Raw genomic sequence first — 23,456 nt, 5'->3', positions numbered from 1 at the left:
CTGCAGCGGTTTCGCCCACCGGTGCCCGGGCGTTCTCACAGCCCCAGGTACAGGGCCAGCAGCGAAACGGCGGCCGGCACGGCCTGCACCCAGAGGATCTTGCGGCTGGCGGTGGCGGCGCCATACAGGCCTGCCACCAGCACGCACAGGAGAAAAAAGTACTTGAACGCCAGGCCGTCGGCGCCCTGCGCCAGCCCCCAGATCAGCCCTGCGGCGAGAAAGCCGTTGTAAAGCCCCTGGTTGGCGGCCAGCGTCCTGGTCTGCTGCGCAAATTCCGGCGTCAGCCCAAAGGCCTTCCTGCCAGCCGGCCGGTCCCAGAGAAACATCTCCAGCACGAGGATGTAGACATGGATTGCGGCGACGATGCCTATGAGAACGTTGGCCATCTGGGTGGATAGGAAAGTGGACAGGCCCCTGTATACGGGATGCATCCGCCGCCGTCCATGCCCGCCGCGCCACACATGGCCTGCAACGGCCTGCCCGTGTCACCCGGAAGACTTGCTGCCGGGTGGCACGGGCTTTTCCACTGGCTTTTGCGCACTCTCTGCCGGCGCCACGGCACCTGCGGCCGCACCGCCCAGCGCACCGGCCACGCTGCCTACCGTGCCGCCCACCACCACACCCACCGGGCCTGCAATGACCGCACCGGCGGCAGCGCCGGCAGCGGCTCCGGCCAGTACGCCGCCGCCGATGAACACCGAGCGTGACTCGCGCTGCGCATCCTGCGGCGACAGCTGGTACTGGGCAGCTGCCTCGGGGTCCTGGGAAGGTACGCCGTGGCCCGGTCGTGCCTGTTCGGCCAGGTCTTCGTCCTCCACCGCATCTGCAGACACCGGCGGGATGGATGGCTTGTTGCTTGCATTCATGGGAATCTCCTTCGGGGATGGACCGTGGACGCGGGACTGCATCCGCTGCATCCCTCTTGCACTTTTCGTTGTACGCCTGTGCCCGCCAGACCGACGCCGGCCCAGGCTGCGCTGCCGCGTCAGCAAAGGGCCGCAGCTGCGCAGACCTTGACTACAAGGGCTCGTAGGACCTGGCCTCCGGCACCCAAGGACCCTCCTACGCCGGTCGCGGCGCACCGACTACCCGGAGCACTTCATTGCGGTCCTAAGCTGGAACCCAGAAGCACACAGGCTTCGACTTCGCCAGGCGGTGCACGGGCTTTGAAGGGGCCGCCTCCCGCGCCTTTTCCCATGCCGCATCGCCCAGCCGCCAGATGCACAGCGTCGGCGTGCCAGCACCAACCCACTCAATGGAGAGCCTCATGGTCACACCCAACACCGTATCGAGCGTCATTTCTTCCGAAACCGTCAGCGGCACCAATGTCTACAACCCCGCAGGCGACAAGCTGGGCAGCATAGACACGCTGATGATCGACAAGCTGTCCGGCAAGGTGCGCTACGCCGTGATGGAATTCGGCGGCTTCCTGGGCATCGGCACGGACCGCTATCCGCTGCCCTGGGAATCCCTCAAGTACGAGCCCGACATGAACGGCTACGTGGTGTCGCTCACGCGCGAGCAGCTGGACAACGCGCCCCGCTATGAGCGCGACACGGCACCGGCCTACACCGATGAATATGGACGCCGCGTGAACGATTACTACGGCGTGCCCTACCTGTAAATCCCGACCCTTGCGGTCTTTGACACAGCCCCGTTCGCGGGGCGTTTTCTTTGGTGCGGATAGCTGGCCAAGGAAGAACGCCCTGCGCGACTTCACTCCCTCATTCCAGGAGAACTCCCATGAATACCACCCCACCGGCCATCGACTACAAGGCCTGCATGGATGCCTGCCAGGCCTGCATCATTGCCTGCAATACCTGTGCCGCCGCCTGCCTGAAGGAAACAGACGTCCAGATGATGGCCGCCTGCATTGCCCAGGATCTTGAATGCGCGCAGGTCTGCGAACTGGCCGTGGCCTCAATGGCGCGCCAAAGTCCGCATGTCTCAGACATCTGCCGCCTGTGCGCCCGGATCTGCCAGGCCTGCGCCGACGAATGCAGCAAGCATTCCTACGACCATTGCCAGACCTGCGCGGCAGCCTGCCAGCAATGCGCCATGTCGTGCAATCTCATGGGCATGCAATCGCACTGACGCCGCTGGCCTTTGTCACGACAGCCGGCCAGGCGCCCATCCTGCAAACCGGCAGGAAAAAAAGCCACCGGCGCTGTCGTCATCCGCCCTATATCGGCAGCCTTCGACGCTGCCTACACTTTGATGCATATCCACGCACAAAGGAGATGGGCATGGCACTGAACATCAGCATAGAACAGCGGTTCCTTACCCTCCTGGGCCAGTTGAAGCACATGCCTCCCTGCTCATCCCGCCAGGAAGCGCACGACATGCTCCTGCTGCTGTGGATGCGCATCTGCGAAGGCGCAGGCGCGCGCAGGCAATTGCTCAACAGCATGCGCCAGCGCACGCTGTGCGCAGAGCACGGCTGGAAAAACCTCGACAAAAGCCCCTGCTACTGGGATTCGGAGACCACGCCGGGCATCCGAATCTATCTGCATGCCAATGGCACCATCGTCATTCAAAGACAGGGCGGAGCGCAGGATTCCGAAATCCTGCACTTCAGCAGCCACCGGGAGTTTGTCGAGGCGTAGACAAAGGCCTCGCGCTCAATCCCGAACAATGGCGGAATATTGAAAAACCTAGGTGCAAACACCGACGATGTCCCACATGCGACATCGACCCTGTCTCCATAAAATGCGTCATTGTGTAGCACACTATCCATGAGGAACATATGACAGCAGATTACAAAACCCTGCTCAAGCAAAAGAGCGAGCTTGAGGCACGGATTGCCGAAACGCTGAAGGCGGAGAAAGGCGGAGTCATCGCCAAGGTCCGAGAACTCGTCCATGAGTTCGGATTGACCCACGACGACATCTTCAGCGCCCGCAAAACCAAGTCCGCCAACATTGGCGTGCCGAAATACCGGGACCCCGCCACCGGAGCCACCTGGACGGGACGGGGCAAGCCGCCGCGCTGGATCGAAGGCAAGGACCGCAAGGCCCTCGAGATCTGAGCATGGCCCGCCAACGCGGGCATTTTTTATGGCGGCCCCAATCGCCCGGACTCTCGCCAGGCAATGCCGGAAACAGAAAAACCCAGTGCTATTCACATAGCACTGGGTTTCATGTTTCTGGCGGAGAGGGAGGGATTCGAACCCTCGGTACGTTCGCACGTACGCCTGATTTCGAGTCAGGTACAATCGACCACTCTGCCACCTCTCCGCAGCGTCGAAGCTGAAATTATAGCCTAAAAATTCAGGCCTTCAGCAAAGTCTGTCCACCCATGTACGGGCGCAGCGCCTCGGGAATGGTCACCGAGCCGTCGGCGTTCTGGTAGTTCTCCAGCACCGCCACCAGCGTGCGGCCCACGGCCAGGCCGGAACCGTTGAGGGTGTGCACCAGCTCGTTCTTGCCCTGGGCATTCTTGAAGCGCGCCTGCAGGCGGCGGGCCTGGAAGGCCTCGCAGTTGGAGACCGAGCTGATCTCGCGGTAAGTGTTCTGCGCAGGCAGCCAGACTTCCAGGTCATAGGTCTTGGCCGAGCCAAAGCCCATGTCGCCCGTGCACAGGCTCATCACGCGGTAGGGCAGGCCCAGCTTCTGCAGCACGGCCTCGGCGTGGCCGGTCATCTCTTCCAGCGCCTCGTAGCTCTTTTCCGGATGCACGATCTGCACCATCTCGACCTTGTCGAACTGGTGCTGGCGGATCATGCCGCGCGTGTCGCGGCCGTAGCTGCCGGCCTCGGAACGGAAGCAGGGGCTGTGGGCCGTGAGCTTGATGGGCAGCTGGTCCTCGGCCACGACCACGTCGCGCACGAAGTTGGTCAGCGGCACCTCGGCCGTGGGAATCAGGTAGAGCGCCGCGTTGTCGGGCACGGGCTCGCCGTCCTGGCCGCCCTTCTTGGCGGCGAACAGGTCGCCCTCGAACTTGGGCAACTGGCCCGTTCCCTTGAGCGAGTCGGCATTGACGGCGTAGGGCACATAGCACTCGGTGTAGCCATGCGAGTCGGTCTGCAGGTCGATCATGAACTGCGCCAGGGCGCGGTGCAGGCGGGCGATGGGGCCCTTCATCACGGTGAAGCGCGAGCCCGACAGCTTGACGCCCATGTCGAAATCCAGGCCCAGCGGCTGGCCCACGTCCACATGGTCCTTGACCTCGAAATCAAAGGTCTTGGGCGTGCCCCAGCGGCGCGCCTCCACATTGCCGCTTTCGTCCGCACCGACGGGCACGCTTTCGTGCGGCAGGTTGGGCACGGCCAGCAGCATGGCGTGCAGCTCGCCCTGGATCTGCTCCAGGCGCGTGGCCGACTGGTCCAGCTCGGTCTTGAGGCTGCCGACTTCGGCCTTGGCGGCCTCGGCCGCATCCTTCTCGCCCTTGCCCATCAGCATGCCGATCTGCTTGGACAGCTGGTTGCGCTTGGACTGCAGCTCCTCGGTCCGTGTCTGCAGGGACTTGCGCTCTGCTTCCAGGGACTGGAAGGCCTCCACGTTCAGGAAGGCCTGGGGCTTTTTGCGGGTCTCCAGCCGTGCGACGGCCGAGTCAAGGTCTTTGCGAAGAAGAAGGATATCGAGCATAGCCGGCAATTTTAGGCGGTATCGCCATGGCAGCGCCCGCCCCTGGGCGTTGGGGGTCTTGCCGCTACAGAAAACCCGCGCCGGCGCCGATACTTCCAATATGCCGCCCACAGCGGTTTGCGCACCCGGGAGCACCCATGTTTTTTGTCTTCGGTCCCAACGGACAGATGTTTCGCGGTCCCGCCGAGCGGCTGGGCCAGGTGGCGCCCGTGCGCCGCGTACAACGCCCGCAAGCCCTGCGCACGCGCTCGGCCGATGTGATGGCGGGCGACGCCGCCGCCTCGTTCCCCGCCATCCTGGCCGACCTCGCGGGCCAGCCTGCCGGCGCGCCGGAGCCCGCTCCGCGCAGCCGTGGCGCGGTCGATGCCTACCTTTCCACGGAAAAAGGCCCCAGCCAGCCACGCCAGCCCCTGCAGACCGTGGCCGACGTGATGAGCCACGAGGCCGTGACGGTGTCGCCCGAGGCCGGTGTCAACGACGCCTGGCGCGTGCTGGCCGAGCACGGCGTGGCCCAGGCCCCCGTGCTGGATGCCGGTGGCCGCGTGGTCGGGCTGCTGCTGCGTGCCGACATGGCGCCGCTGGACCTGCTGCCCGAGCCCGGTGCGATCAAGGACGCCATTGCCCTGGCGCGCCGGCCCGTGAACGAGGTCATGATCTCCCCCATACCCACGGTGGCCACCACCACCGACCTGCGCCGCGTGGCCGGCGTGCTGCTGGAGACCGGCCTGCCGGGCCTGCCCGTGACCGATGAGCAGGGCCTGCTGGCCGGCTTCATCAGCCGCACCGACATCCTGCGCGCCGTGGCCTCCGATCCGCCGCTGGATCTGTGGAGCTGAGGCTTTCGGCCCCACCATGCAAAACGGGCGCCAGGCGCCCGTTTGCTTTTTGGCCAATGCCCGCTGCGCCTGCGGCTCAGCCGCCCGTCTCGGGCTGCTTGCCCACGGAGATCTCCAGCCCCGTGGCCGCGTCGATCTTCAGGCCCTTGGGCAGCGGGAACTTCACGGTTTCTTCGATGCCATCCATCTTGCGCACCGACAGCGCGCCCAGCTGGCGCAGGCGCTGGATGACCTCGTCCACCAGCACCTCGGGGGCGGAGGCGCCGGCCGTCAGGCCCACGCGCCCGGCATTGGCAAACCATTCCTCGCACAGCTCGCCCGCGTTGTCCACCATGTAGGCGGGCGTTCCCAGGCGCGCGGCCAGCTCGCGCAGGCGGTTGCTGTTGGAACTGGTGGGACTGCCCACGACGATGAGCACATCCACCTGCGGCGCCAGCACCTTGACGGCGTCCTGGCGGTTTTGCGTGGCGTAGCAGATGTCCTGCTGCTTGGGCTCGCGCACCTGCGGAAAGCGCGCGCGGATGGCCGCCGTGATGCCTGCGGCGTCGTCCACCGACAGCGTGGTCTGCGTGACCACGGCCAGCTTCTCAGTCTGGCGGGGGGTGACACGGGCCACATCGGCCTCGTCCTCGACCAGGTGGATGCCCTCGGACAGCTGGCCCATGGTGCCCTCGACCTCGGGATGCCCCTTGTGGCCGATCATCAGGAACTCGTAGCCTTCCTTGGCCAGCTTGGCCACTTCCACATGCACCTTGGTCACCAGCGGGCAGGTGGCGTCGAAGATGGAGAAACCGCGCCGCCGCGCCTCTTCCTGCACTGCCCGGCTCACGCCGTGGGCGCTGAACACCAGGGTGGCGCCGGGCGGCACGTCGTCCAGCTCCTCGATGAAGATCGCTCCCTTGGCCTTGAGATCGTTGACCACGAAGGTGTTGTGCACGATCTCGTGGCGCACGTAGATGGGCGCGCCGAACTTGGCCAGCGCACGCTCCACGATCTCGATGGCGCGGTCCACGCCGGCACAGAAGCCCCGGGGCTCGGCCAGCAGGATTTCCTGGGGCGAGGTCGTATCCGGCACCTCAGAGCACCCCGATGATCTGCACTTCGAAGGTCACCGGCTGGCCGGCCAGCGGGTGGTTGAAGTCGAACAGCACGGCGCCGTCCTCGCGCACCTGCACCACGGCGCCCGCGTAGCTGCCCAGGCCGTCGGGCGTGGGGAACTGCACCACGTCGCCGGGCGCGTACTGCTCGTGCGGGTCGCCCAGCTCGTTCATCAGCTTGCGCGCCACCCACTGCATCATGTCGCCGTTGCGCTCGCCGAAGGCTTCGCCGGCCGGCATCTCGAACGTGGTGCGCGTGCCTTCGGCCAGGCCCAGCAGGCGCTGCTCGACGGCGGGCGACAGCTCGCCCGCGCCCAGGGACAGCGTGGCGGGCTTGTCGTTGAAGGTGTTGATCACATCGCCTGCAGGCCCGGACAGGCGGTAGTGCAGCGTGAGGAACGAGCCGGCCTGGACCGTGGGGTGGGCCGGGGAAGAAGCGCTAGAGGTCATGGAAGTCCCGATAAACTGGCCCGTATTGTAGAAAAACATCCATGTCCCCACGCCCCGTGCAACGGTGCCCCTGCGGCGCCCCTCACCTGGCTGAACCATGGCTCTCAAAGACCTGCCCGCCCAGGCCCAGCCGCGCGAAAGGCTCGCGGCACACGGCCCCTCGGCGCTTTCCGACATCGAACTGCTGGCCATCGTGCTGCGCACCGGCATGGCCGGCAAGGGCGTGCTGCAGCTGGCCCAGGAACTGCTGCAGCTGCCCGGCCGGCCCGGCCTGTCCGGGCTGCTGCAGGCCGGGCATGCCGACCTGAAGGCCATCAAGGGGCTGGGGCCTTCCAAGAGCGCACAACTCCTGGCCGTGCTCGAACTGGCGCGCCGCGCCACGGCCGAGCAACTGCGCGAGCGCCCTGCCCTGGCCTCGCCCGAGGCCGTGGCGCGCTACCTGCAGCTGCACCTGGCGGCACGCCAGCACGAGGTGTTCGCCGTGCTGTTCCTGGACAGCCAGCACCGGCTGATCGCGCTGGAGGAGATGTTCCGCGGCACGCTCACGCGCACCAGCGTCTACCCCCGGGAAGTGGTGCTGCGCGCCCTGCACCACCACGCGGGTGCCGTCATCCTGGCCCACAACCACCCCAGCGGCCATGTCCAGGCCAGCGCTGCGGACAGGGCCGTCACGCAGAGCCTGCAGGCTGCCCTGGGCCTGATGGACATCCAGGTGCTGGACCATGTGATCGTCGCGCCGGGCGCCGCGCTGTCCATGGCGGGCCAGGGGATGCTGTAGGACCCCGGCTGGGCCCGCCATGGCCGCCGGGGTGCTGAAATTGCGGTACAACCGGCGTCACCATGACTTTGAAAGCCACCAGCCTGCAGGACCTCGCGCCAGTGCGCCGCGCACTGGCCGAAGCCGCCGCCCAAGAGGCCCTGCTCCAGCAGCAGCGCGCCGAGGCGGCGCGCCGCCTCCTGGCCGAGCAAAAGCTGTTCGAAAACACCGTGGGCCCGGTGCATGCGCTCAAGTCCGCGCACGCCCGCCACCTCCATGCCCCCGAGCCCCCCGAGCCGCTGCCCCTGCAGCTGGAGCTGGACGAGCAGCGCGTGCTGCAGGAGGCCATGAGCGACGAGTTCGACGTCAGCACCCTGCTGGACACCGACGACCAGCTCAGCTTCCGGCGCCCCGGCATCGGCCTGGACGTGACGCACAAGCTGCGCGCCGGGCAGTGGAGCATCCAGCGCCAGCTGGACCTGCACGGCCTGCGCGTGGACGAGGCGCGCGAGGCGCTGGGTCAGTTCATCCGCCTGTCGCACCGCACCGGCATACGCTGCGTGCGCGTGGTGCACGGCAAGGGCCTGGGCTCGCCGGGCAAGACCCCCGTGCTCAAGGGCCGCGTGCTGCGCTGGCTGGTGCAGAAAAAGGAAGTGCTGGCCTTTGTGCAGGCCCGCCCGGCCGAAGGTGGCGCGGGCGCCCTGGTCGTCCTGCTGCAGCCGGGCAGGCGCCAGCTGTACTGAGGGCGTGGATGGCGTGAGCGGTGATGGGGCTCAGGCCGCGGCCACCGCCGCCGCCTTGCGCGCCCGCCCTATCACCAGCGCCATCACCGCCGCCACCAGGCAGGCCAGGCCGGCCGCATACAGCGCGGGCGTATAGGTCAGCAGCAAAGTGCGCGTCAGGCCTGCGCCCCAGGCAGCGGCGGCCGCGCCCAGCTGGTGGGCCGCGAAGATCCAGCCGAACACCAGCCCCACCTTCTGCGGCCCGAAATGCTGGGCCGTGAGCTTGACCGTGGGCGGCACCGTGGCGATCCAGTCCAGCCCGTAGAACATGGCGAACAGGCCCAGGCCGTAGAAGGTGAACTCCGAATGCGGCAGCCAGAACAGCGACAGGCCGCGCAGCCCGTAGTACCAGAACAGCAGCTTGCGGTTGTCGTAGCGGTCCGACAGCCAGCCCGACAGCACGGTGCCCACGAAGTCGAAGGCCCCCATCATGGCCAGCACCGACGCGGCGGGCACCGCGCCCATGCCGTTGTCGCCGCACAGCGAGATGAAGTGCGTCTGCACCAGGCCGTTGGTGGACAGGCCGCAGATGAAGAAGGTGCCCGCCAGCAGCCAGAAGGTGCGGTTGCGCGCGGCCTCGGCCAGCACCTTGAAGGGCGTGCCGAAGTTCATGGCCATGGCCGGCGGCGGCGGGGCCGAGGCATCGCCGCCAAAGGGCACCAGGCCCAGGTCCGAAGGCCGGTCCCTCACGAACAGCAGGGCCAGCACGGCAATCAAGGCGCTGGCCACGAACACCGGCACCGTGGCCGAGCGCCAGCCCCAGTGCTCGATCATCCAGGCGGCCAGCGGCAGGAAGGCCAGCTGCCCCGTGGCCGCACTGGCCGTGAGCACGCCGATGACCAGGCCCCGCCGCGCCGCAAACCAGCGGTTGGCCACCACGGCGCCCAGCACCAGCGCCGTCAGGCCCGTGCCCATGCCCAGCAGCAGGCTCCACAGCAAAAACAGATGCCACAGCTGCGTGGCCTGCGTCACCATCGCCATGGCGCCGCCCACCAGGGCCAGGCCCATGCACATCACGGCACGCAGGCCGAAGCGCTCCATCATCACGGCCGCAAACGGCCCCAGCAGGCCGAACAGCGCAAAGCGCAGCGCCAGGCTGCTCGATATCTGCTCCGTACTCCAGCCGAACTCGCGCGACAGCGGCTGCAGCATGGCGCCCGGCAGGCCCAGCGCCGCCGACATGGTCAGCATGGTGAGGAAAGTGATGGCCGCGACCAGCCAGCCGTAGTGGATGCCGCGCCGCTGCAGCCAGCGCGCCGTGGAGTTGGAGAGCATGGGAGTCTCTTCGGGGGTTGGGAATTCGGTAGGGCCTATGCCTGCGGGCCGTCTGCAGCGTGGCCATCGCCATCGAGCAGCACCAGGCATTCGTCGATCAGCGCATGCAGGGCCGCCACGCGCTCAAGGCCCAGGCGGGCGTTGAGCTCGTTCTGTGCGGTCTTCCAGCTTTGCTTGGCCTCTTCGCGCTTGGCCTGGCCCGCGTCGGTGATGTGCACCAGGCGGCTGCGCTGGTCCTCGCCCTGGCCCATGCGCACCCAGCCGGCGTCGATCAGCGGCTTGAGGTTGCGCGTCAGCGTCGAGGCGTCCATGCGCATGCGCCGCGCCAGGTCCGAGGGCCGCACCGGACTGGCGGCCAGCACATGGCTGAGCAGCGAGTACTGGGTGATGCGCAGCCCCGTCTCGTTCAGATGGGCGTCGTACACCTGGCCCACGCTGCGCATGAGCTGGCGCACGCGGTGGTTGGTGCAGCCCTGGGGCACGGCGAGGATGTCTGGATTCACTGGCATGGCGCAGATTATTGCATATACAACTGTTGTAGATACAATAATATCCACGCCGCCATCCCAGACAGCCTGGCGCCCGCACTTTTCCCAATGAAAGAGAGACATTCCATGGACACCCGCACCCACTCCCCGGAGCAGGCCGCCCACAGCCTCACCTCCAGCGCCACCACCGGTGCCATCTCCCCTGCCCTGCAAGCCTGGCTGGACGAGGAACAGGCGGTCACCCTCCGGCTGGACGCCGGCCCCGGCGCAGGCGTGTCGCGCCCCGACCAGGTCGCAGGCCGCAGCGGGCTGGAGCTGATGCAGGCCATGCTGCGCGGCGAACTGCCCTACCCGCCCATTGCACGCACGCTGGACTTCATGCTGATTTCCGTGGGCGAAGGCAGCGCCGTCTTCCAGGGCCGCCCCGGCGCCAACCATCTCAACCCCATGGGCACGGTGCACGGCGGCTGGTTCGCCACCTTGCTGGACTCGGCGCTGGGCTGCGCCGTCCACACCTGCATGCCGCCGGGCCGGGGCTACACCACGGCCGAGCTGGGCGTGAACCTGGTCAAGGCACTGACCCCCCGCGTGCCGCGCGTGCGCGCCGAAGGCCGCGTGCTGCACTGCGGCCGCCAGCTGGCCACGGCCGAGGCGCGCCTGGTCGGCCCCGACGGCACGCTCTACGCCCATGCCACGACCACCTGCCTGGTGTTCGAGATGCCGCCTGCGCGCTGAAGCCCGTTCGGCACAAGCAAAAAAGCCCCGTGCCAGATGCACGGGGCTTTTTTGTTGCTTGCCTGCCAGAACTTACTTCGACAGATCCAGGCGGTACTTGGACGTGCCCTTGCCCGAGCCGTCATCGGCCGCCACCAGCGAGATGTTGGCCAGGCCCGCCGCCTGTGCCACCGGCAGCGCGTTGGCGCCGGAGCTGAACACCACGTTGGCCGAGGTGGCCACCTTGGTGAAGCGCCAGCTCTTGGCCGCGCCATTGGCAGCGCGCGTGATGCTGCCGTTCTTGCGCACGTAGCCGATCACCACGTCGCGGTTGGCGTCCGGCGAGGCCCAGATGGCGCTGGAGCCGTCGAGCTTGGCGATGAAGCTCTTGCCGCTGGTGGCGCGGTAGTTGTTCGTGGCGATCACGAACTCCTGCGCGGGGTCGATGGCCTTGCCCAGGTACTGCAGGTTCTTGATGCGGCTGCCCACGGGCTGGGTCACGTCGATCTCGTACTGCACATCGGCCGTGGTGAACATGTCGAAGTTGTAGCCCGGGAAGGTGCTGATCAGCTGCTGCTCACCCGTCTTGGCCGGATCGATCTGGTTGAAGCGCTTGGCAGCGGCCTCCAGCCAGTCCTTGATGTCGGCGCCATTCACCTTCACCGCATACACGGTGTTGGGGTACAGGTACAGGTCGGCCGCGTTGTAGATGGCCAGCGGGCCCACGGCCACGTCGGTGTAGTCGGCGCCGCCCTGGAAGCCCGACTTGAACGGCGCGCTCACCGACAGCACGGGCAGCTGCGCGTACTGCGGCAGGCTGGCCTTCACATAGTCGGCCACATAGTCGCGCTGCGCCTGGTTGACGATCTGGATGGCGCCCGGGTCGCCCACATCGGCGAACAGCGTGCTCATGCGGAAGTCCGTGCTGCCGATGGGCGTCTTCACGTACTGGATGGCGGCCTGGTGCTGGCTCTCGATCAGCGGCGCCACCGTCGGGTCCACGGCCACGTAGGTGGCCTTGCCTGCGGCGTCCTTGCCGGTCTGGATATTGCGCAGCTCGCTCTTGCCCGCGCTCTTGTCCACGCTCCACTGCTTGCCGTCCCACTTGAGCGCCAGCTGGATCACGCCCAGTGCCTTGCCCCAGGAACTGGCCATCACCGACTGCACGCCGTTGATGGTGCCCGCCTTGTTGTCCACGCCCGCCTGCGTGAACGCCGGCGTGGCCGCCGTATCGGGGAACACGCCGTGCTGGTGGCCCATGACCATGGCGTCGATGCCGGCCACCTTGCTCAGGTGCAGGCCGGGGTTCTCCATCGTCGGCGAGTAGGCCGCGCCGTCCAGGCCGCCGTGCAGCATGGCCACCACCACGTCGGCGCCCTTGGCGCGCATCTCGGGCAGGTACTTCTGGGCGGACTCCACGGCGCCTTCGGTGTAGAGCTTGCCCTCCAGATAGCGCTTGTCCCAGTTCATGATGCCCGGCGTGGTGAAGCCGATCACGCCGATCTTGATGGGCAGCTCCACCGCCTTGCCATCCTTGTCCTTGGCCGCGATCTTGCGCTCCAGAATCACGTAGGGCTGCACCAGCGGCTGCTTGGTCTTGCTGCTGTAGACATTCGACAGCGCCACCGGAAAGCCATTGCCCGCGCACTTGACCGACTTGTCCACGCCGTCCACGTCCAGGCCGCCGCCCAGCACCTGGTTCAGGAAGGGCAGGCCGTAGTTGAACTCATGGTTGCCCAGCGTGCCCGCATCAAAGCCCAGCGCGCCCATGGCCTTGTACATGGACAGCTGCTGCGTGCAGGGGATCTTGGCCACCTCGGCCTCGTAATCGGCCAGGGCCGTGCCCTGAATGGTGTCGCCGTTGTCCACCAGCAGCGTATTGGCAAACTCCTTGCGCGCCGCACGCACCAGCGTGGCCGTGCGCTCGAAGCCGTAGGAGGCATCCTCGGCCAGCTTGAAATAGTCATAGCTGCGCACATTGAAGTGCAGATCCGTGGTCTCCAGCACGGCCAGCGTGGCCGTCGCGGGCTGGCTGGCCACCGGGGGCGTCGTGCTGTCGTTGCTGTCGCTGCCACCGCAGGCGGCCACCAGCGCGGCGCTGGCCAGGACGCTCAGCGCCAGGCGGCGGGACAGGAGCAGGGATTGCAATGTGGGGAGTTTGCTCAGCGGCATGTGGTTTTTGTGGGGGTGGTGAAGGGGGGGAGTTTGTTGGTGGGGGTTTACAGGGGTGTGACAGGTGAGGGGGGTCTTGGTCTGGTCTTGGTCTGGTGCTGTTTTTTGTCCCTGCCGGGGGGTTTCTTTTCGAGGCCGGGTCTCGGCCCGGCAGCCGACCTACTTTCCTTTGTTTCGCCACCGGTACGCCGGCCGAAGGAAAGTAGGCAAAGCAAAGGCGACCCGGATGTCCGCGACCCCTTCGCTTCGCTGCGGGGCAACCTGCGTCGTGGCGGTTGCGGGGTTCGCCGTGAAACTCACTTCGCGCTGCGCGCTACGTTCAAACATCACGGCGAGTCAGATCACGAAGCAAGCCTGTCCTTCGGCAGGCTTGCAACCCCACAACCGCCACGACGCAGGCGCTGACATACGGGGAGCTTGCTCGGGCCTTCGCTGCGCTCGGCCTGGTTTCTTGATACGCAGCCGTTAAACTTGCGGCGAGCCGAAAGGCTTGGTGTGTCGTAACACCAATACAGAGGTGCGGCCCCCACCTTGAAGGGGGCTTTGTCATGTCCAGATTCCTGGGGCAGATGCGTCATCGCGCGTCCGTCTCCAACGGTTTTGGACGGGATGGGCTTACCCGCAAGGATGGCCGCACGTCTGTATACGTGTTACGAACATCCCGTCCACCCGTTGCCCGTCGTACGGTGGCGTGTGGTTCTCTTGATTCATACAGGAACCAAGACATGCACCCTCTCACCGCCGCGCAGGCGACCTCTCCCCAACTCCCCCTTCTGCCCACCTGGCGGCAGGCCATGCATGCCTCGCTGGGCCTGGTGCAGAGCACGCTGCAGCAGTTGATCGAACTGATGGTCGACGATCCCGACAGGGACGACAGCGAAGTCGATGTGGACTGCGCCGTGGAGCTGGCGCTGGAGCACATCAAGCGCATGAGTGTCCAGCAGCATGCGGACCGCTATGCCTTCGAGGTGGAGTGGATCAAGGCAACAGCGGCGCTGCGGCTGGCGCAGGGCGCCTTCGGGCGGCCGGAATCACGCTTTGGCCTGCGGCTCAAGGATGCTATCCAGCAGCTGGAGATGCTGCCGGAGCTGGTGGAGTTCGTGGACCAGGACGACGGCGAGTGAACTGTGCGGCGCGCCCGTATCTCTGTGAGAAACTGGCCCGCCGAACACCCCCTTGCCTTCACCCATGGAACTGCGCCAGCTGCGCTACTTTGTCGATATCGCCAAGACCGAGCACCTGACGACATCGGCCAGAAACCTCTATGTCACGCAGTCCACGCTCTCGCATGGGCTGCGCCAGCTGGAGGAGGAGCTGGGCATGGCGCTGTTCGAGCGCATTGGCCGGGGGCTGAAGCTGTCGCAGGCCGGAGTTGTGTTCCGCAACTATGCGGAGCGTGCGCTGCATGAGGTGGAGGCCGGGCGCATGGCGCTGGCCGACCTCAGCGAGCTGCAGACCGGCACGCTGACCATCGGCGTGATTCCCACCTTCCTCAACACCCTGGTCGCCCCGGCCGTGGCGGCTTTCATGCGCGCCTATCCCAAGGTCAACGTGGTGGTGATCGAGCTGCTGGCCCCGCCCGTGGAGCAGGGATTGCTGGACGGCAGCCTGGACCTGGGCGTGAGCTTTCACCCGCCCCAGCGCGCCGAGCTGGACGCGCTGCCGCTGTTCGACGAACGCATGATGCTGCTGGTCAACCCCTCGCATCCGCTGGCCGGGCGCCGCACGCTGTCCGTCAAGTCGCTGACCGGCGTGCCCCTGGCCCTGCTGCCGCGCACGTTCTACACGCGCAGCCTGATCGAGGACGGGCTGCGCACCGCAGGCGTCACGCCCTTGCTGCGCGCGGAAATGGGCTCGGTGGAATCGCTGATCGCGCTGTGCCGCTGGGGCGACATGGCCACCATCGTCCCCGAGCGCGCCGCCCAGCAGGCCACGGACATGGTGGCCATCCACCTGGTCGCCCCCCAGCTCATCCGCACGGCAGGCCTGCTGTGGCGCCGAGGCGCCAGCTACAGTACGGCCGCGCGCGAGTTCGCGGCGCAACTGGCCCCCGCCACCAGAACCAACATGCCCCGCTAAAAAACCCCAGGCCGAGCGAAGCAAAGGCCCGAGCAAACTCCCCGTATGTCAGCGCCTGCGTCGGGCCGCCTGCGGGGTTGCAGTCCTGCCGAAGGACAGGACTGCTTCGTCAACTGACTCGCCGCAGCTGTCTGAACGGAGCGCGCAGTGAGTTCTGCGGCGAACCCCGCAGGCGGCCCGACGCAGGTTGCCCCGCAGCGCAGCGAAGGGGTCGCGGACATCCGGGTCGTCTTTCTTTTGCCTCCTTTTCTTCGGCCGGCGTACCGGTGACGAATCAAAGAAAAGGAGGTCGGCTGCCGGGCCGAGACCCGGCTTCGAAAAAATACCACCCGGCAGGGTCAAAAACCCGCTCACTGCAAAGAAGGCCGCTGCCTCTCAGGCACACGAGTAGTCAAAGAAGCCGGCACATAAGCCGCATCAAAACTGCACCCCACCCCAAACTTGGCCTCATTAGCAGAACAGGCCGCAGCAATCCCAGCCGCAGTCGGCTTCACCCCCGCCTCCACCCACTGCATCAACGCAGTCATCAACGTGGGATAGGTCGCATCGCTGATATAGCTGTGCGTCCCCTGCCGCGTAAAGGTCTGCACCAGCCGGTCTCCACTGCCCCCTTGCTGCATCACCGCACGAAACCGCGCATCCAGCTCCACGAAGGCCGTGGGGTCGCTGATCCACTTGGCCGAGAGGACCGGCACGCCAATCTTGCCCACGGGGTCGGTGTCATCGGCGAACTTGCGGTAGGCCGCAGGGTCGGCGCGGTAGCGCAGCACGCCGGCATTGAGCGCGGCATCGTCGGCCGAGCCCGCATAGACCGCACCCTCGTTGCCGAAGGGGCTGGCGCCGCCCGTGCGCTTGGCCGAGATGTCCTGGAAGTGCATGGTGCCCCAGTTCATGTGCGACTGGATGGCGCTTTCGGGGATCTTGATGACCTTGGTGATGGTGTCGATCTTCGCCTGCTGCGCGGCCGTGCGCTGGGCGGCGGGCTTGTCCAGCGCCAGGCATTCGTTCACGCGCAGGGCCACGTCGGCCTGGCGCATCTTGGCATCTGCGGGCAGGCCCAGGTTGAGCGCGTACTGCGGCTCATTGGGGCGCGGGTGGTTGCCGCACAGGTACTGGTAGACCACGCGCAGGTCGGTGCGGAAGTCATAGGCATGGGTGCCGCCGCCCAGCACACCGCTGGTCAGCAGCACGCCGTCGTAGGGGCGCTCGCCCACGGTCTGCTCGTTGAACATTTCCGCGCCCTTGGCGGCCACGCCCGCCCCCCAGGACTGGCCGTGCAGGATGGTGCGCTGCGGCTTGGCCACATGCTGGCGGAAGATGCCGCGCAGGCGCTCGGTGTCCTCGGCGGCGGCGCGCACTTCCACGCCGCCCTGGCGGTAGGTGGAGCCGGCCCAGGCATAGCCTGCGCGCACCATGATGGACCAGCGCACCAGGTCTTCGGCCGCACGGTCGGCGGTGGGCGCGGCCAGGTCCGGGCCGCCGTGGGCGTGCAGCACGAGGGTGCCGTTCCACTGCGCGGGCTTGGCGATCAGGTAGTAGGCGCCCTTGGAGTCCTGCCCGGCCCAGCAGCTGATGCCCGCAGGAATTTCGGCGGGGCAGGCCGTGCTCTTGGGAGCGGTCTCGATGGAGGTGACCGGCCCGTGCAGCACGGCCGAGCCGCCGCCGCAGCCGGCCAGGGCGAGCGCGGCCAGCAGCGAGGCGCTGGCGGGACGCAGGGGGAAATACGCGGATGCTTGCATGTCTTGTCTCCTGTCTTGGCTTCTTGTTGGAAGTCACCTGCCGCGCCGCGACAAGCGGTCGCATCGGTGACTGGATGGGATTCTGTAGAGGCTTGTCCAATATTTCAAAGATTTTTAGGATATCGGCTGGATACTTTTCACATATATGGAACTGCGCCATCTCCGTTACTTCCTGGCCGTGGCCGATACCGGCCACATCACGCGCGCGGCCGAGCTGCTGGGCATGCAGCAGCCGCCGCTGTCGCAGCAGATCCGCGCGCTGGAGGAGGAGCTGGGCATTGCCCTGTTCCGGCGCCACCCCAAGGGCGTGGACCTGACCGACGCGGGCCTGGAGCTGCAGGGCGAGGCCACGCGGCTGCTGGCCGACTTCACCGCCATGCGCGACCGCATGCAGGCCTTTGCGCGCGGCGAGCGCGGGCGCATCCATGTGGGCTTCACCAGCTCGGCGGCGGCCCATGCCTTCACGCCCGAGGTGCTGCGCCTGTGCCGTGGCCGCCATCCCGACATTGCGCTGGATGTGAGCGAGAACAATGCCGCCGAGATCACCGAGGCCGTGCAGGCCGGGCGCATGCACTGCGGCTTTCTGCGCGTGCCGGTGGCCCGGCCCGAAGGCCTGGTGTTCGAGACGCTGCTGCAGGAGCCCGCGCTGCTGGCCATTCCCGTGGACCACCGGCTGGCGCGCGATGCATCGCGGCCCGTGGCGCTCAGGCAGCTCGATGGCGAGCGCCTGATCCTTGTGCGGCGCACGGGCGCGCCGGGGCTGTATGCGAACCTGCTGGCGCTGTGCGCCCGGCACAAGGTACAGGTGGAGGTGGCCGCCGAGGTGGAACGCATGATGACCAATGTGAACCTGGTGGCGGCGGGCGTGGGCCTGTCCATCGTGCCGGCCTCGGTGCGCGGCGCCCATCCTGAGGCCGTGGTCTACCGCGCCTTCGAGCCCGCCGTGCGGCTGAGCGCCCCGCTCACCCTGGTGCACCGCGAGGCCGGCACGGAAACCGGCGGCGCAGGACCTGCGGCCACCTTCATCGCCCTGGCGCGCGAGCTGGCACAGCGCCACCAGGCGCCGGGCGGCTGAGGCATGCGGGCACCCCAAGGCACCGATACCGGCCGGCGCGCCCTGCTGGCGGCGGGTGCCTGCGCGCTGGCCTGGCCCGCCCAGGCATGGCCGGCCCGGTCCGCCTGGCCGGGCGCCAGCGTTCGGATCGTGGTGGCCTACCCCGCAGGCGGTGTCAGCGACATGGTGGCGCGCGCCCTGGCCGAGCAACTGGCGCAGCAATGGGGCACGGCCGTGATCGTGGACAACCGCCCCGGCGCCAGCGGCACCGTGGCGCTGGAGCTGCTGGCGCGCAGCGCGCCCGACGGCCGCACCCTGGTCTTTGCCGCCGCCACCGCCGTGGGCCTGGCCGCAGCCTCCGTGACGCCCGTGGCTGGCGTGATGCGCACGCCCATGCTGCTGGTGGGCACGCCGGCGCTGAAGGCCGCAGATTTCGAAGGCATGCTGGCCGAGGCGCGCGGCATGCCCGGCGGCATACGCTGGGCCACCACGGGCGAGGGCACGACGGGCCACGCCGTGCTGCAGCGCATAGAGCAGGCCACGCGCATTCCCATCGTGCATGTGCCCTACAAGGGCGGGGGCCAGCAGCTCAACGATGCGCTGGCCGGGCATTTCGAGCTGCTGTCCACCAATGTGGCGCCGCTGCAATTGCAGGCGCTGCGCGCGGGCCGCCTCAAGGCCCTGGCCGTGGGCGCGCCGAAGCGGCTGGCGGCCCTGCCCGATGTGCCCACGCTGGCGCAGCTGGGCCATGCGCAGGCCAACCTGGATTCGCTGTTCGGCCTGTTCGCGCCGCCGCAGATGGCGCCAGCGCTGGCCCAGCGCATCAATGCCGCGGTGGCCCAGGCGCTGCGCGCGCCGGCCATCCGCAGCCGGCTGGAGGCGGCCAGCAACCAGCCGTTCGAGGGTTCGGCCGCAGAGTTCGCGCAGCAGGTGATGCGCGAGGCCGGGCGCTGACCGCCCTGCATCGCTCCCCCCGCACCACGCTCCCGCACCACGCCCTGCACCACGCCGGACGGGCTCAGCGCGCGTACTTCTTCGCCCCGGCCACGCAGACCACGGCCGCCATGGTGACCAGCACCATGCCCCAGCTCACCTGCTCGTGCAGCAGCAGGGCCGCCAGGCCCAGGCCCATGAAGGGCTGCAGCAGCTGGATCTGGCCCACGGCCGCAATGCCGCCCTGGGCCAGGCCCCGGTACCAGAACACAAAGCCGATGAGCATGCTGAACAGCGAGACATAGGCCAGGCCCAGCCATGCGGGCCGGCCCACATCGGCCAGCGATGCCGGCATGCTGAGCAGGGCGGCCGGCAGCATGACGGGCAGGGCCAGCACCAGCGACCAGCTGATGACCTGCCAGCCGCCCAGCGTGCGCGACAGGCGCGCGCCCTCGGCATAGCCCAGGCCGCAGACGATGATGGCGGCCAGCATCAGCAGATCGCCGCGCAGCGAGCCCCCGGCCCCGCCCACGGCCGCATAGCCGGCCACGAAGGCCGCGCCCGCCAGCGAGAACAGCCAGAAGGCCGGGCGCGGGCGCTCGCCGCCGCGCAGCACGGCAAACACCGCTGTGGACAGGGGCAGCAGGCCCACGAAGACGATGGAATGCGCCGAGGTGACGTACTGCAGCGCCAGCGCGGTCAGCAGCGGAAAGCCCACCACGCCGCCCAGCGCGCTCAGCGCCAGCGAAGGCATGTCGGCGCGCGCGGGCCGGGGCTGGCGCAGCGCCAGCAGCATGGCCAGGGCCAGCAATGCCGCGATGCTGGCGCGCGCACAGGTCAGGAAGGTGGGGTCCAGGTCGGCGACCGCCACGCGGGTGGCCGGCAGCGATCCCGCAAAGATCGCCACGCCGATGAATCCGTTGATCCACCCGCTGCTTGTCTTGTCCATCAAAAAACTCCTTGGTTTGCAGCGGGAAGTGGGCCATTGCACGGCTGGATCTTCCATAGACAGTCCAATACAATTCAAAAGAACTGTTATGCACACAAAACCACTACAGAAGAAAGAGCAGCCATGCGCAGCGGCACACGCATCCAGGCGGTGATGGAAGAGATCCAGTCGCGCATCGCCGCGCGCACCTACCTGCCCGGCACGCGCCTGCCCTCGGTGCGCGCGCAGGCGCAGGCCATGCAGGTGTCGGTGTCCACGGTGGTGGAGGCCTATGAGCGGCTGGCGGCCGAGGGGGTGATCGTCTCGCGCCCGGGCTCGGGCTTTTATGTGGCGGGGCCGGTGGCACCGCTGGCGCTGGGCGGTATCGGGCCGCGCGTGGACAGGGAGGTCGACCCCCTGTGGCTGGCCCGCCAGTCGCTGCAGGCAGATGCCCACGCGCTCAAGCCGGGCTGCGGCTGGCTGCCTCCTTCATGGCTGTACGAGGAAGGCGTGCGCCGCGCGCTGCGCTCCCTGGCGCGCTCGGGCACGCTGGAGCTGACGGAGTACGCAACGCCGCTGGGCCACCCGGCACTGCGCCGCCTGCTGGCGCGGCGCATGGCCGCCATGGGGCTGGAGACCTCGCCCGAGCAGATCCTGCTGACGGAGTCGGGCACGCACTCCATCGACCTGGTCTGCCGTTTCCTGCTGGAGCCCGGCGATACGGTGCTGATCGACGACCCCTGCTATTTCAATTTCCATGCGCTGCTCAAGGCGCACCGCGTGCAGGCCGTGAGCGTGCCCTACACGCCGCAGGGGCCCGACGTGGCCCGGTTCGCCGACGCGCTGCAGGCACATTCGCCACGCCTGTACATCACCAATTCGGCCATCCACAACCCGACGGGCGCCACTCTGTCGCCACTGGTGGCGCACCGCATCCTGAAGCTGGCCGACAGCTCGGACCTGGTGATCGTGGAGGACGACATCTTCTGCGACCTGGAGACCCATGCGGCGCCCCGGCTGGCGGCCTTCGACGGCCTGTCGCGCGTGATCCAGATCGGCAGCTTCTCCAAGACGGTGTCGGCCTCGCTGCGCTGCGGCTTCATCGCGGCGCGGCCCGACTGGACGCAGGACCTGGCGGACCTGAAGATCGCCACCAACTTCGGCGGCGGGCGCATGGCCGCCGACATCGTGCTGCGCACGCTGACCGACAGCGGCTACCGCAGGCACATGGAGTCCGTGCGGCTGCGGCTGGCGCAGGAGATGGAACGCACGGCCGCGCGGCTGCAGGCCCTGGGCATGAAGCCCTGGCTGGTGCCGCAGGCCGGCATGTTCCTGTGGTGCCAGTTGCCCGGGGGCATGGATGCCACGGCGCTTGCACGCACCTGCCTGGAAGATGGCGTGGTGCTGGCGCCCGGCAATGCCTTCAGCCAGTCGCAGAGCGCAGGCGACTTCCTGCGCTTCAATGTGGCGCAGTGCTCGGATGCGCGGATCTTCGAGGTGCTGGCGCGGGCGCTGAAGGGCTAGGCCGTTTCAGCCTGCAGCAGGCCCCGCACCCGTGCCTGCACGTGTTCCAGGGACGGCGGCAGATCGAACAGCACGCGGTAGACGATGGGCGCGGCCAGCGCGTCGATCAGGGTGTCCGCAGCGGGCATCGCCTCGCCACGCCGCGCTGCGCGCTCGCCGATCTGCGCCAGTTGCCCGCGCAGGATTTCCACGCAGGCGCAGGGCGTGTGCTCGTTGCCCGCTGCGGCGGCCATGTCGCGCAGCATGGTGCGGCCCAGCGGCGAGGCCGATTCCTCCAGGAACTGCTCGGCCCAGGCCAGCAGGTCGCCCTCCAGCGTGCCCGTGTCCAGCGGCGGCGCTGTGGGCCGGATGATTTCCACGGCCACATCGGCCAGCAGCTGCTGTATGTCGCCCCAGCGCCGGTAGAGGGTGGACGGCGTCACGCCCGCCTGGGCGGCGATGAGCGGAAAGCTCAGTTCCTCGCGCGGCATGGTTCCCAGCAGGCCCTTGACGGTCTGGTAGACCGTGGCCTGGATGCGCGCGCTGCGTCCGCCGGGACGGGCGGGACCGCCTGTTTTGGAAAGGGATGGGACTTGCGTGCTCATGGTTATTAAAGCTAAAAATTTGCGTTAGCAGCGTACAAGCGCAGAATTCGCTAACGCAAAAACTTTGCATTAATTGTGCAGCAGGGCTCTTAACCATGTCGGTACTGCAACCATCCAACTCCACTCCCGCTGCCCGGCCCGGCCGCAGCCTGGCCGTCCTGGCCTTCGGCCTGGGCAGCTTCTTCGCCGCCTCCAGCGCGCCCACGCCGCTGTACCGGCTCTACCAGCATGACTGGGGCTTTTCCTCGGGCATGCTGACCCTGGTCTTCGCGGTCTATGCGCTGAGCCTGCTGCTGGCCCTGCTCACCACGGGCGCGCTGTCGGATCACCTGGGCCGCAAGCCCGTGATCCTGGCGGCGCTGGTGCTGGAGATCGTCTCGCTGGCGGTGTTCGCCCGCGCGGGCGACGTGCAGGCCCTGGTGCTGGCGCGCGTGCTGCAGGGCTTTGCCACCGGCATGGCCAGTGCGGCCATGGGCGCGGCGCTGCTGGACCTGCACCGCGAGCGCGGCACGCTGGTGAGCACCATGGCGCCCATGGTCGGCATGGCGGCGGGCATTGTCGTGGCGGGCGAGTTCGCGCAGCTGTGGCGCCAGCAGCTGGGCCTGGTGTTCTGGCTCATGGCGCTGATCTTCGTGGCCGTGGCCGCCGCCATGGCCGTGCTGCCCGAGACGGGCGCGCGCCGCCCCGGCGCGGTGGCCGCCATGCGCCCGCGCGTGCGCATTCCGGGCCAGGCCCGGGCCGACTTCATGCGCGTGCTGCCCATGAGCATCACGGTGTGGGCGCTGGGGGGCTTTTACCTGTCGCTGGGCCCTTCGATGATCCGCTCGGTCACGGGCTCGGAGGTCGCGGCCAGCTTTGCCGTGTGCATCAACACGCTGAGCGCCGCCGCCGCCATCTGGACGCTGCGCAGCCGCGCGCCGCGCGCCATGCTGCAGTTCGGCGGCAGCGGCCTGCTGGCCGGGGTGGCCCTGCTGCTGGTCGGCGCCCATCTGCAAAGCCTGCCCCTGGTGCTGGGGGCATCAGTGGTGGCGGGCGCGGGCTTCGGCGTGGGCTTCCAGGGCGCGCTGCGCAGCGTGATCCCGCTGGCCGAGCCGCACGAGCGCGGCGCCCTGATCTCGGCCATCTACATCGCCAGCTACCTGGCGTTCAGCGTGCCGGCCATCGCGGCGGGCATGGCCACCGCGCGCTTCGGCCTGTTGCCGGTCACCTATGCCTACGGCCTGATGCTGATGCTGTTCGCGGGCCTGGCGCTGGCGGGGACGCGCCAGCCCAGGCCGGTGGTGTTGTCCTGATGCGTTGGCTGGAAAAATAAAACCATAGCAATCCAGCCTTACTCCACCTGGTTATAAACAGAAAGCAACGAGGGAAATCTCAGCGGCAGCGCAAAAAAAAGTCCAGCCGAACTTGCAGGATGGGCATGGCTTGTTCGGCATACGGGGAGTCACGCCACTTTTCCCA

Annotated in this window: 25 protein-coding genes and 1 tRNA gene; 14 read left to right on the top strand and 12 right to left on the bottom strand. The window is 67.9% G+C overall.

What is annotated here, in order from left to right; all coding sequences use genetic code 11:
* Window positions 1-35 precede the first annotated feature (35 nt).
* Together ACN20X_RS08880 and ACN20X_RS08875 are read right to left on the bottom strand one after the other, a co-directional pair.
* Complete coding sequence (locus ACN20X_RS08880; RefSeq protein ID WP_017407778.1) at window positions 36-386, bottom strand: DUF1304 domain-containing protein; 351 nt, start codon at window positions 384-386, stop codon at window positions 36-38.
* Between the two features lie 99 nt (window positions 387-485).
* The gene (locus ACN20X_RS08875) at window positions 486-866 is read right to left on the bottom strand and encodes a hypothetical protein (RefSeq protein ID WP_016450091.1); all 381 of its coding nucleotides are present in this window, start codon (window positions 864-866) and stop codon (window positions 486-488) included.
* Between the two features lie 401 nt (window positions 867-1,267).
* Here ACN20X_RS08875 and ACN20X_RS08870 point away from each other — a divergent pair, with 401 nt between their 5' ends.
* The 4 genes from ACN20X_RS08870 (at window position 1,268) to ACN20X_RS08855 (ending at window position 3,028) form a co-directional block, all read left to right on the top strand.
* Window positions 1,268-1,624, top strand: coding sequence for a PRC-barrel domain-containing protein (locus ACN20X_RS08870; protein WP_016450092.1), 357 nt, complete (start codon window positions 1,268-1,270; stop codon window positions 1,622-1,624).
* 119 nt (window positions 1,625-1,743) lie between these two features.
* Complete coding sequence (locus ACN20X_RS08865; protein ID WP_047219217.1) at window positions 1,744-2,094, top strand: four-helix bundle copper-binding protein; 351 nt, start codon at window positions 1,744-1,746, stop codon at window positions 2,092-2,094.
* Between the two features lie 152 nt (window positions 2,095-2,246).
* Window positions 2,247-2,606 (top strand): hypothetical protein, encoded by a 360-nt coding sequence (locus ACN20X_RS08860; protein WP_016450094.1) that lies wholly within the window; start codon window positions 2,247-2,249, stop codon window positions 2,604-2,606.
* Window positions 2,607-2,746: 140 nt separating this feature from the next.
* Window positions 2,747-3,028, top strand: coding sequence for an H-NS histone family protein (locus ACN20X_RS08855; RefSeq protein WP_392414965.1), 282 nt, complete (start codon window positions 2,747-2,749; stop codon window positions 3,026-3,028).
* Between the two features lie 118 nt (window positions 3,029-3,146).
* Here the strand turns inward: ACN20X_RS08855 and ACN20X_RS08850 are convergent.
* Window positions 3,147-3,236 (bottom strand) — tRNA-Ser (locus ACN20X_RS08850).
* 33 nt (window positions 3,237-3,269) lie between these two features.
* Window positions 3,270-4,586, bottom strand: a complete 1,317-nt coding sequence (serS, locus tag ACN20X_RS08845) for a serine--tRNA ligase (RefSeq protein WP_016450096.1) — start codon at window positions 4,584-4,586, stop codon at window positions 3,270-3,272.
* 137 nt (window positions 4,587-4,723) lie between these two features.
* On the opposite strand from serS, the gene ACN20X_RS08840 reads away from it, so the two are divergent.
* The gene (locus tag ACN20X_RS08840; RefSeq protein WP_016450097.1) at window positions 4,724-5,422 is read left to right on the top strand and encodes a CBS domain-containing protein; all 699 of its coding nucleotides are present in this window, start codon (window positions 4,724-4,726) and stop codon (window positions 5,420-5,422) included.
* Between the two features lie 76 nt (window positions 5,423-5,498).
* Here ACN20X_RS08840 and ispH read toward each other — a convergent pair whose 3' ends face one another.
* Together ispH and ACN20X_RS08830 are read right to left on the bottom strand one after the other, a co-directional pair.
* On the bottom strand, window positions 5,499-6,497 hold the full coding sequence (gene ispH, locus ACN20X_RS08835) for a 4-hydroxy-3-methylbut-2-enyl diphosphate reductase (protein WP_016454293.1): 999 nt from the start codon (window positions 6,495-6,497) through the stop codon (window positions 5,499-5,501).
* Window position 6,498: 1 nt separating this feature from the next.
* Window positions 6,499-6,969, bottom strand: coding sequence for an FKBP-type peptidyl-prolyl cis-trans isomerase (locus tag ACN20X_RS08830; RefSeq protein ID WP_016450099.1), 471 nt, complete (start codon window positions 6,967-6,969; stop codon window positions 6,499-6,501).
* A gap of 97 nt (window positions 6,970-7,066) precedes the next feature.
* On the opposite strand from ACN20X_RS08830, the gene radC reads away from it, so the two are divergent.
* Both radC and ACN20X_RS08820 read left to right on the top strand, forming a co-directional pair.
* Entirely contained in the window at window positions 7,067-7,747 is a 681-nt protein-coding gene (gene radC / locus ACN20X_RS08825; RefSeq protein WP_160853355.1) for a RadC family protein, read from the top strand.
* A gap of 62 nt (window positions 7,748-7,809) precedes the next feature.
* The gene (locus tag ACN20X_RS08820; protein ID WP_012203828.1) at window positions 7,810-8,469 is read left to right on the top strand and encodes a Smr/MutS family protein; all 660 of its coding nucleotides are present in this window, start codon (window positions 7,810-7,812) and stop codon (window positions 8,467-8,469) included.
* Between the two features lie 30 nt (window positions 8,470-8,499).
* Here ACN20X_RS08820 and ACN20X_RS08815 read toward each other — a convergent pair whose 3' ends face one another.
* Together ACN20X_RS08815 and ACN20X_RS08810 are read right to left on the bottom strand one after the other, a co-directional pair.
* Window positions 8,500-9,783, bottom strand: coding sequence for an MFS transporter (locus ACN20X_RS08815; RefSeq protein ID WP_034367777.1), 1,284 nt, complete (start codon window positions 9,781-9,783; stop codon window positions 8,500-8,502).
* Window positions 9,784-9,818: 35 nt separating this feature from the next.
* Window positions 9,819-10,292 carry a MarR family winged helix-turn-helix transcriptional regulator gene (locus ACN20X_RS08810; RefSeq protein WP_061289369.1) on the bottom strand — a complete coding sequence of 158 codons (474 nt, stop codon included), beginning with the start codon at window positions 10,290-10,292 and terminating at the stop codon, window positions 9,819-9,821.
* A gap of 105 nt (window positions 10,293-10,397) precedes the next feature.
* Here ACN20X_RS08810 and ACN20X_RS08805 point away from each other — a divergent pair, with 105 nt between their 5' ends.
* The gene (locus ACN20X_RS08805) at window positions 10,398-11,006 is read left to right on the top strand and encodes a PaaI family thioesterase (protein ID WP_016450103.1); all 609 of its coding nucleotides are present in this window, start codon (window positions 10,398-10,400) and stop codon (window positions 11,004-11,006) included.
* A 72-nt stretch (window positions 11,007-11,078) separates the two neighbouring features.
* On the opposite strand, the gene ACN20X_RS08800 is transcribed toward ACN20X_RS08805, so the two are convergent.
* Entirely contained in the window at window positions 11,079-13,157 is a 2,079-nt protein-coding gene (locus tag ACN20X_RS08800) for a bifunctional 2',3'-cyclic-nucleotide 2'-phosphodiesterase/3'-nucleotidase (protein WP_034367775.1), read from the bottom strand.
* Window positions 13,158-13,882: 725 nt separating this feature from the next.
* Between ACN20X_RS08800 and ACN20X_RS08795 the strand changes: the two genes are divergently transcribed.
* Entirely contained in the window at window positions 13,883-14,281 is a 399-nt protein-coding gene (locus ACN20X_RS08795) for a hypothetical protein (protein ID WP_473210482.1), read from the top strand.
* A gap of 64 nt (window positions 14,282-14,345) precedes the next feature.
* Window positions 14,346-15,236: a LysR substrate-binding domain-containing protein gene (locus tag ACN20X_RS08790; RefSeq protein WP_473210481.1), complete on the top strand. Its 891-nt coding sequence runs from the start codon at window positions 14,346-14,348 to the stop codon at window positions 15,234-15,236.
* Between the two features lie 350 nt (window positions 15,237-15,586).
* Here ACN20X_RS08790 and ACN20X_RS08785 read toward each other — a convergent pair whose 3' ends face one another.
* Window positions 15,587-16,975 (bottom strand): hypothetical protein, encoded by a 1,389-nt coding sequence (locus tag ACN20X_RS08785; protein WP_198818814.1) that lies wholly within the window; start codon window positions 16,973-16,975, stop codon window positions 15,587-15,589.
* 145 nt (window positions 16,976-17,120) lie between these two features.
* Here ACN20X_RS08785 and ACN20X_RS08780 point away from each other — a divergent pair, with 145 nt between their 5' ends.
* Together ACN20X_RS08780 and ACN20X_RS08775 are read left to right on the top strand one after the other, a co-directional pair.
* Entirely contained in the window at window positions 17,121-18,050 is a 930-nt protein-coding gene (locus ACN20X_RS08780) for a LysR family transcriptional regulator (RefSeq protein ID WP_012203818.1), read from the top strand.
* Window positions 18,051-18,053: 3 nt separating this feature from the next.
* Entirely contained in the window at window positions 18,054-18,983 is a 930-nt protein-coding gene (locus ACN20X_RS08775; RefSeq protein ID WP_473210480.1) for a tripartite tricarboxylate transporter substrate binding protein, read from the top strand.
* Window positions 18,984-19,047: 64 nt separating this feature from the next.
* On the opposite strand, the gene ACN20X_RS08770 is transcribed toward ACN20X_RS08775, so the two are convergent.
* Window positions 19,048-19,911 (bottom strand): DMT family transporter, encoded by an 864-nt coding sequence (locus tag ACN20X_RS08770; protein ID WP_012203816.1) that lies wholly within the window; start codon window positions 19,909-19,911, stop codon window positions 19,048-19,050.
* 123 nt (window positions 19,912-20,034) lie between these two features.
* On the opposite strand from ACN20X_RS08770, the gene ACN20X_RS08765 reads away from it, so the two are divergent.
* Window positions 20,035-21,414: an aminotransferase-like domain-containing protein gene (locus ACN20X_RS08765; RefSeq protein ID WP_043781063.1), complete on the top strand. Its 1,380-nt coding sequence runs from the start codon at window positions 20,035-20,037 to the stop codon at window positions 21,412-21,414.
* Here ACN20X_RS08765 and ACN20X_RS08760 read toward each other — a convergent pair.
* Window positions 21,411-21,998: a TetR/AcrR family transcriptional regulator gene (locus ACN20X_RS08760; protein ID WP_473210479.1), complete on the bottom strand. Its 588-nt coding sequence runs from the start codon at window positions 21,996-21,998 to the stop codon at window positions 21,411-21,413. The two genes, ACN20X_RS08765 and ACN20X_RS08760, sit on opposite strands and share 4 nt — an antisense overlap.
* A gap of 95 nt (window positions 21,999-22,093) precedes the next feature.
* Between ACN20X_RS08760 and ACN20X_RS08755 the strand changes: the two genes are divergently transcribed.
* Window positions 22,094-23,290, top strand: coding sequence for an MFS transporter (locus ACN20X_RS08755; protein WP_473210478.1), 1,197 nt, complete (start codon window positions 22,094-22,096; stop codon window positions 23,288-23,290).
* Window positions 23,291-23,456: the final 166 nt, after the last annotated feature.

It is taken from the genome of Delftia sp. PX-1 (assembly GCF_055797465.1).
This window is presented reverse-complemented; position numbering and strand designations above follow the sequence as displayed.

Excerpts from the sequence above, each read along its gene's own strand:
- ACN20X_RS08880 (WP_017407778.1), bottom strand. The coding sequence starts at position 386 with ATGGCCAACGTTCTCATAGGCATCGTCGCCGCAATCCATGTCTACATC.
- ACN20X_RS08875 (WP_016450091.1), bottom strand. The coding sequence starts at position 866 with ATGAATGCAAGCAACAAGCCATCCATCCCGCCGGTGTCTGCAGATGCG.
- ACN20X_RS08870 (WP_016450092.1), top strand. The coding sequence starts at position 1,268 with ATGGTCACACCCAACACCGTATCGAGCGTCATTTCTTCCGAAACCGTC.
- ACN20X_RS08865 (WP_047219217.1), top strand. The coding sequence starts at position 1,744 with ATGAATACCACCCCACCGGCCATCGACTACAAGGCCTGCATGGATGCC.
- ACN20X_RS08860 (WP_016450094.1), top strand. The coding sequence starts at position 2,247 with ATGGCACTGAACATCAGCATAGAACAGCGGTTCCTTACCCTCCTGGGC.
- ACN20X_RS08855 (WP_392414965.1), top strand. The coding sequence starts at position 2,747 with ATGACAGCAGATTACAAAACCCTGCTCAAGCAAAAGAGCGAGCTTGAG.
- serS (WP_016450096.1), bottom strand. The coding sequence starts at position 4,586 with ATGCTCGATATCCTTCTTCTTCGCAAAGACCTTGACTCGGCCGTCGCA.
- ACN20X_RS08840 (WP_016450097.1), top strand. The coding sequence starts at position 4,724 with ATGTTTTTTGTCTTCGGTCCCAACGGACAGATGTTTCGCGGTCCCGCC.
- ACN20X_RS08830 (WP_016450099.1), bottom strand. The coding sequence starts at position 6,969 with ATGACCTCTAGCGCTTCTTCCCCGGCCCACCCCACGGTCCAGGCCGGC.
- radC (WP_160853355.1), top strand. The coding sequence starts at position 7,067 with ATGGCTCTCAAAGACCTGCCCGCCCAGGCCCAGCCGCGCGAAAGGCTC.
- ACN20X_RS08820 (WP_012203828.1), top strand. The coding sequence starts at position 7,810 with ATGACTTTGAAAGCCACCAGCCTGCAGGACCTCGCGCCAGTGCGCCGC.
- ACN20X_RS08815 (WP_034367777.1), bottom strand. The coding sequence starts at position 9,783 with ATGCTCTCCAACTCCACGGCGCGCTGGCTGCAGCGGCGCGGCATCCAC.
- ACN20X_RS08810 (WP_061289369.1), bottom strand. The coding sequence starts at position 10,292 with ATGCCAGTGAATCCAGACATCCTCGCCGTGCCCCAGGGCTGCACCAAC.
- ACN20X_RS08805 (WP_016450103.1), top strand. The coding sequence starts at position 10,398 with ATGGACACCCGCACCCACTCCCCGGAGCAGGCCGCCCACAGCCTCACC.
- ACN20X_RS08800 (WP_034367775.1), bottom strand. The coding sequence starts at position 13,157 with ATGCCGCTGAGCAAACTCCCCACATTGCAATCCCTGCTCCTGTCCCGC.
- ACN20X_RS08795 (WP_473210482.1), top strand. The coding sequence starts at position 13,883 with ATGCACCCTCTCACCGCCGCGCAGGCGACCTCTCCCCAACTCCCCCTT.
- ACN20X_RS08790 (WP_473210481.1), top strand. The coding sequence starts at position 14,346 with ATGGAACTGCGCCAGCTGCGCTACTTTGTCGATATCGCCAAGACCGAG.
- ACN20X_RS08785 (WP_198818814.1), bottom strand. The coding sequence starts at position 16,975 with ATGCAAGCATCCGCGTATTTCCCCCTGCGTCCCGCCAGCGCCTCGCTG.
- ACN20X_RS08780 (WP_012203818.1), top strand. The coding sequence starts at position 17,121 with ATGGAACTGCGCCATCTCCGTTACTTCCTGGCCGTGGCCGATACCGGC.
- ACN20X_RS08775 (WP_473210480.1), top strand. The coding sequence starts at position 18,054 with ATGCGGGCACCCCAAGGCACCGATACCGGCCGGCGCGCCCTGCTGGCG.
- ACN20X_RS08770 (WP_012203816.1), bottom strand. The coding sequence starts at position 19,911 with ATGGACAAGACAAGCAGCGGGTGGATCAACGGATTCATCGGCGTGGCG.
- ACN20X_RS08765 (WP_043781063.1), top strand. The coding sequence starts at position 20,035 with ATGCGCAGCGGCACACGCATCCAGGCGGTGATGGAAGAGATCCAGTCG.
- ACN20X_RS08760 (WP_473210479.1), bottom strand. The coding sequence starts at position 21,998 with ATGAGCACGCAAGTCCCATCCCTTTCCAAAACAGGCGGTCCCGCCCGT.
- ACN20X_RS08755 (WP_473210478.1), top strand. The coding sequence starts at position 22,094 with ATGTCGGTACTGCAACCATCCAACTCCACTCCCGCTGCCCGGCCCGGC.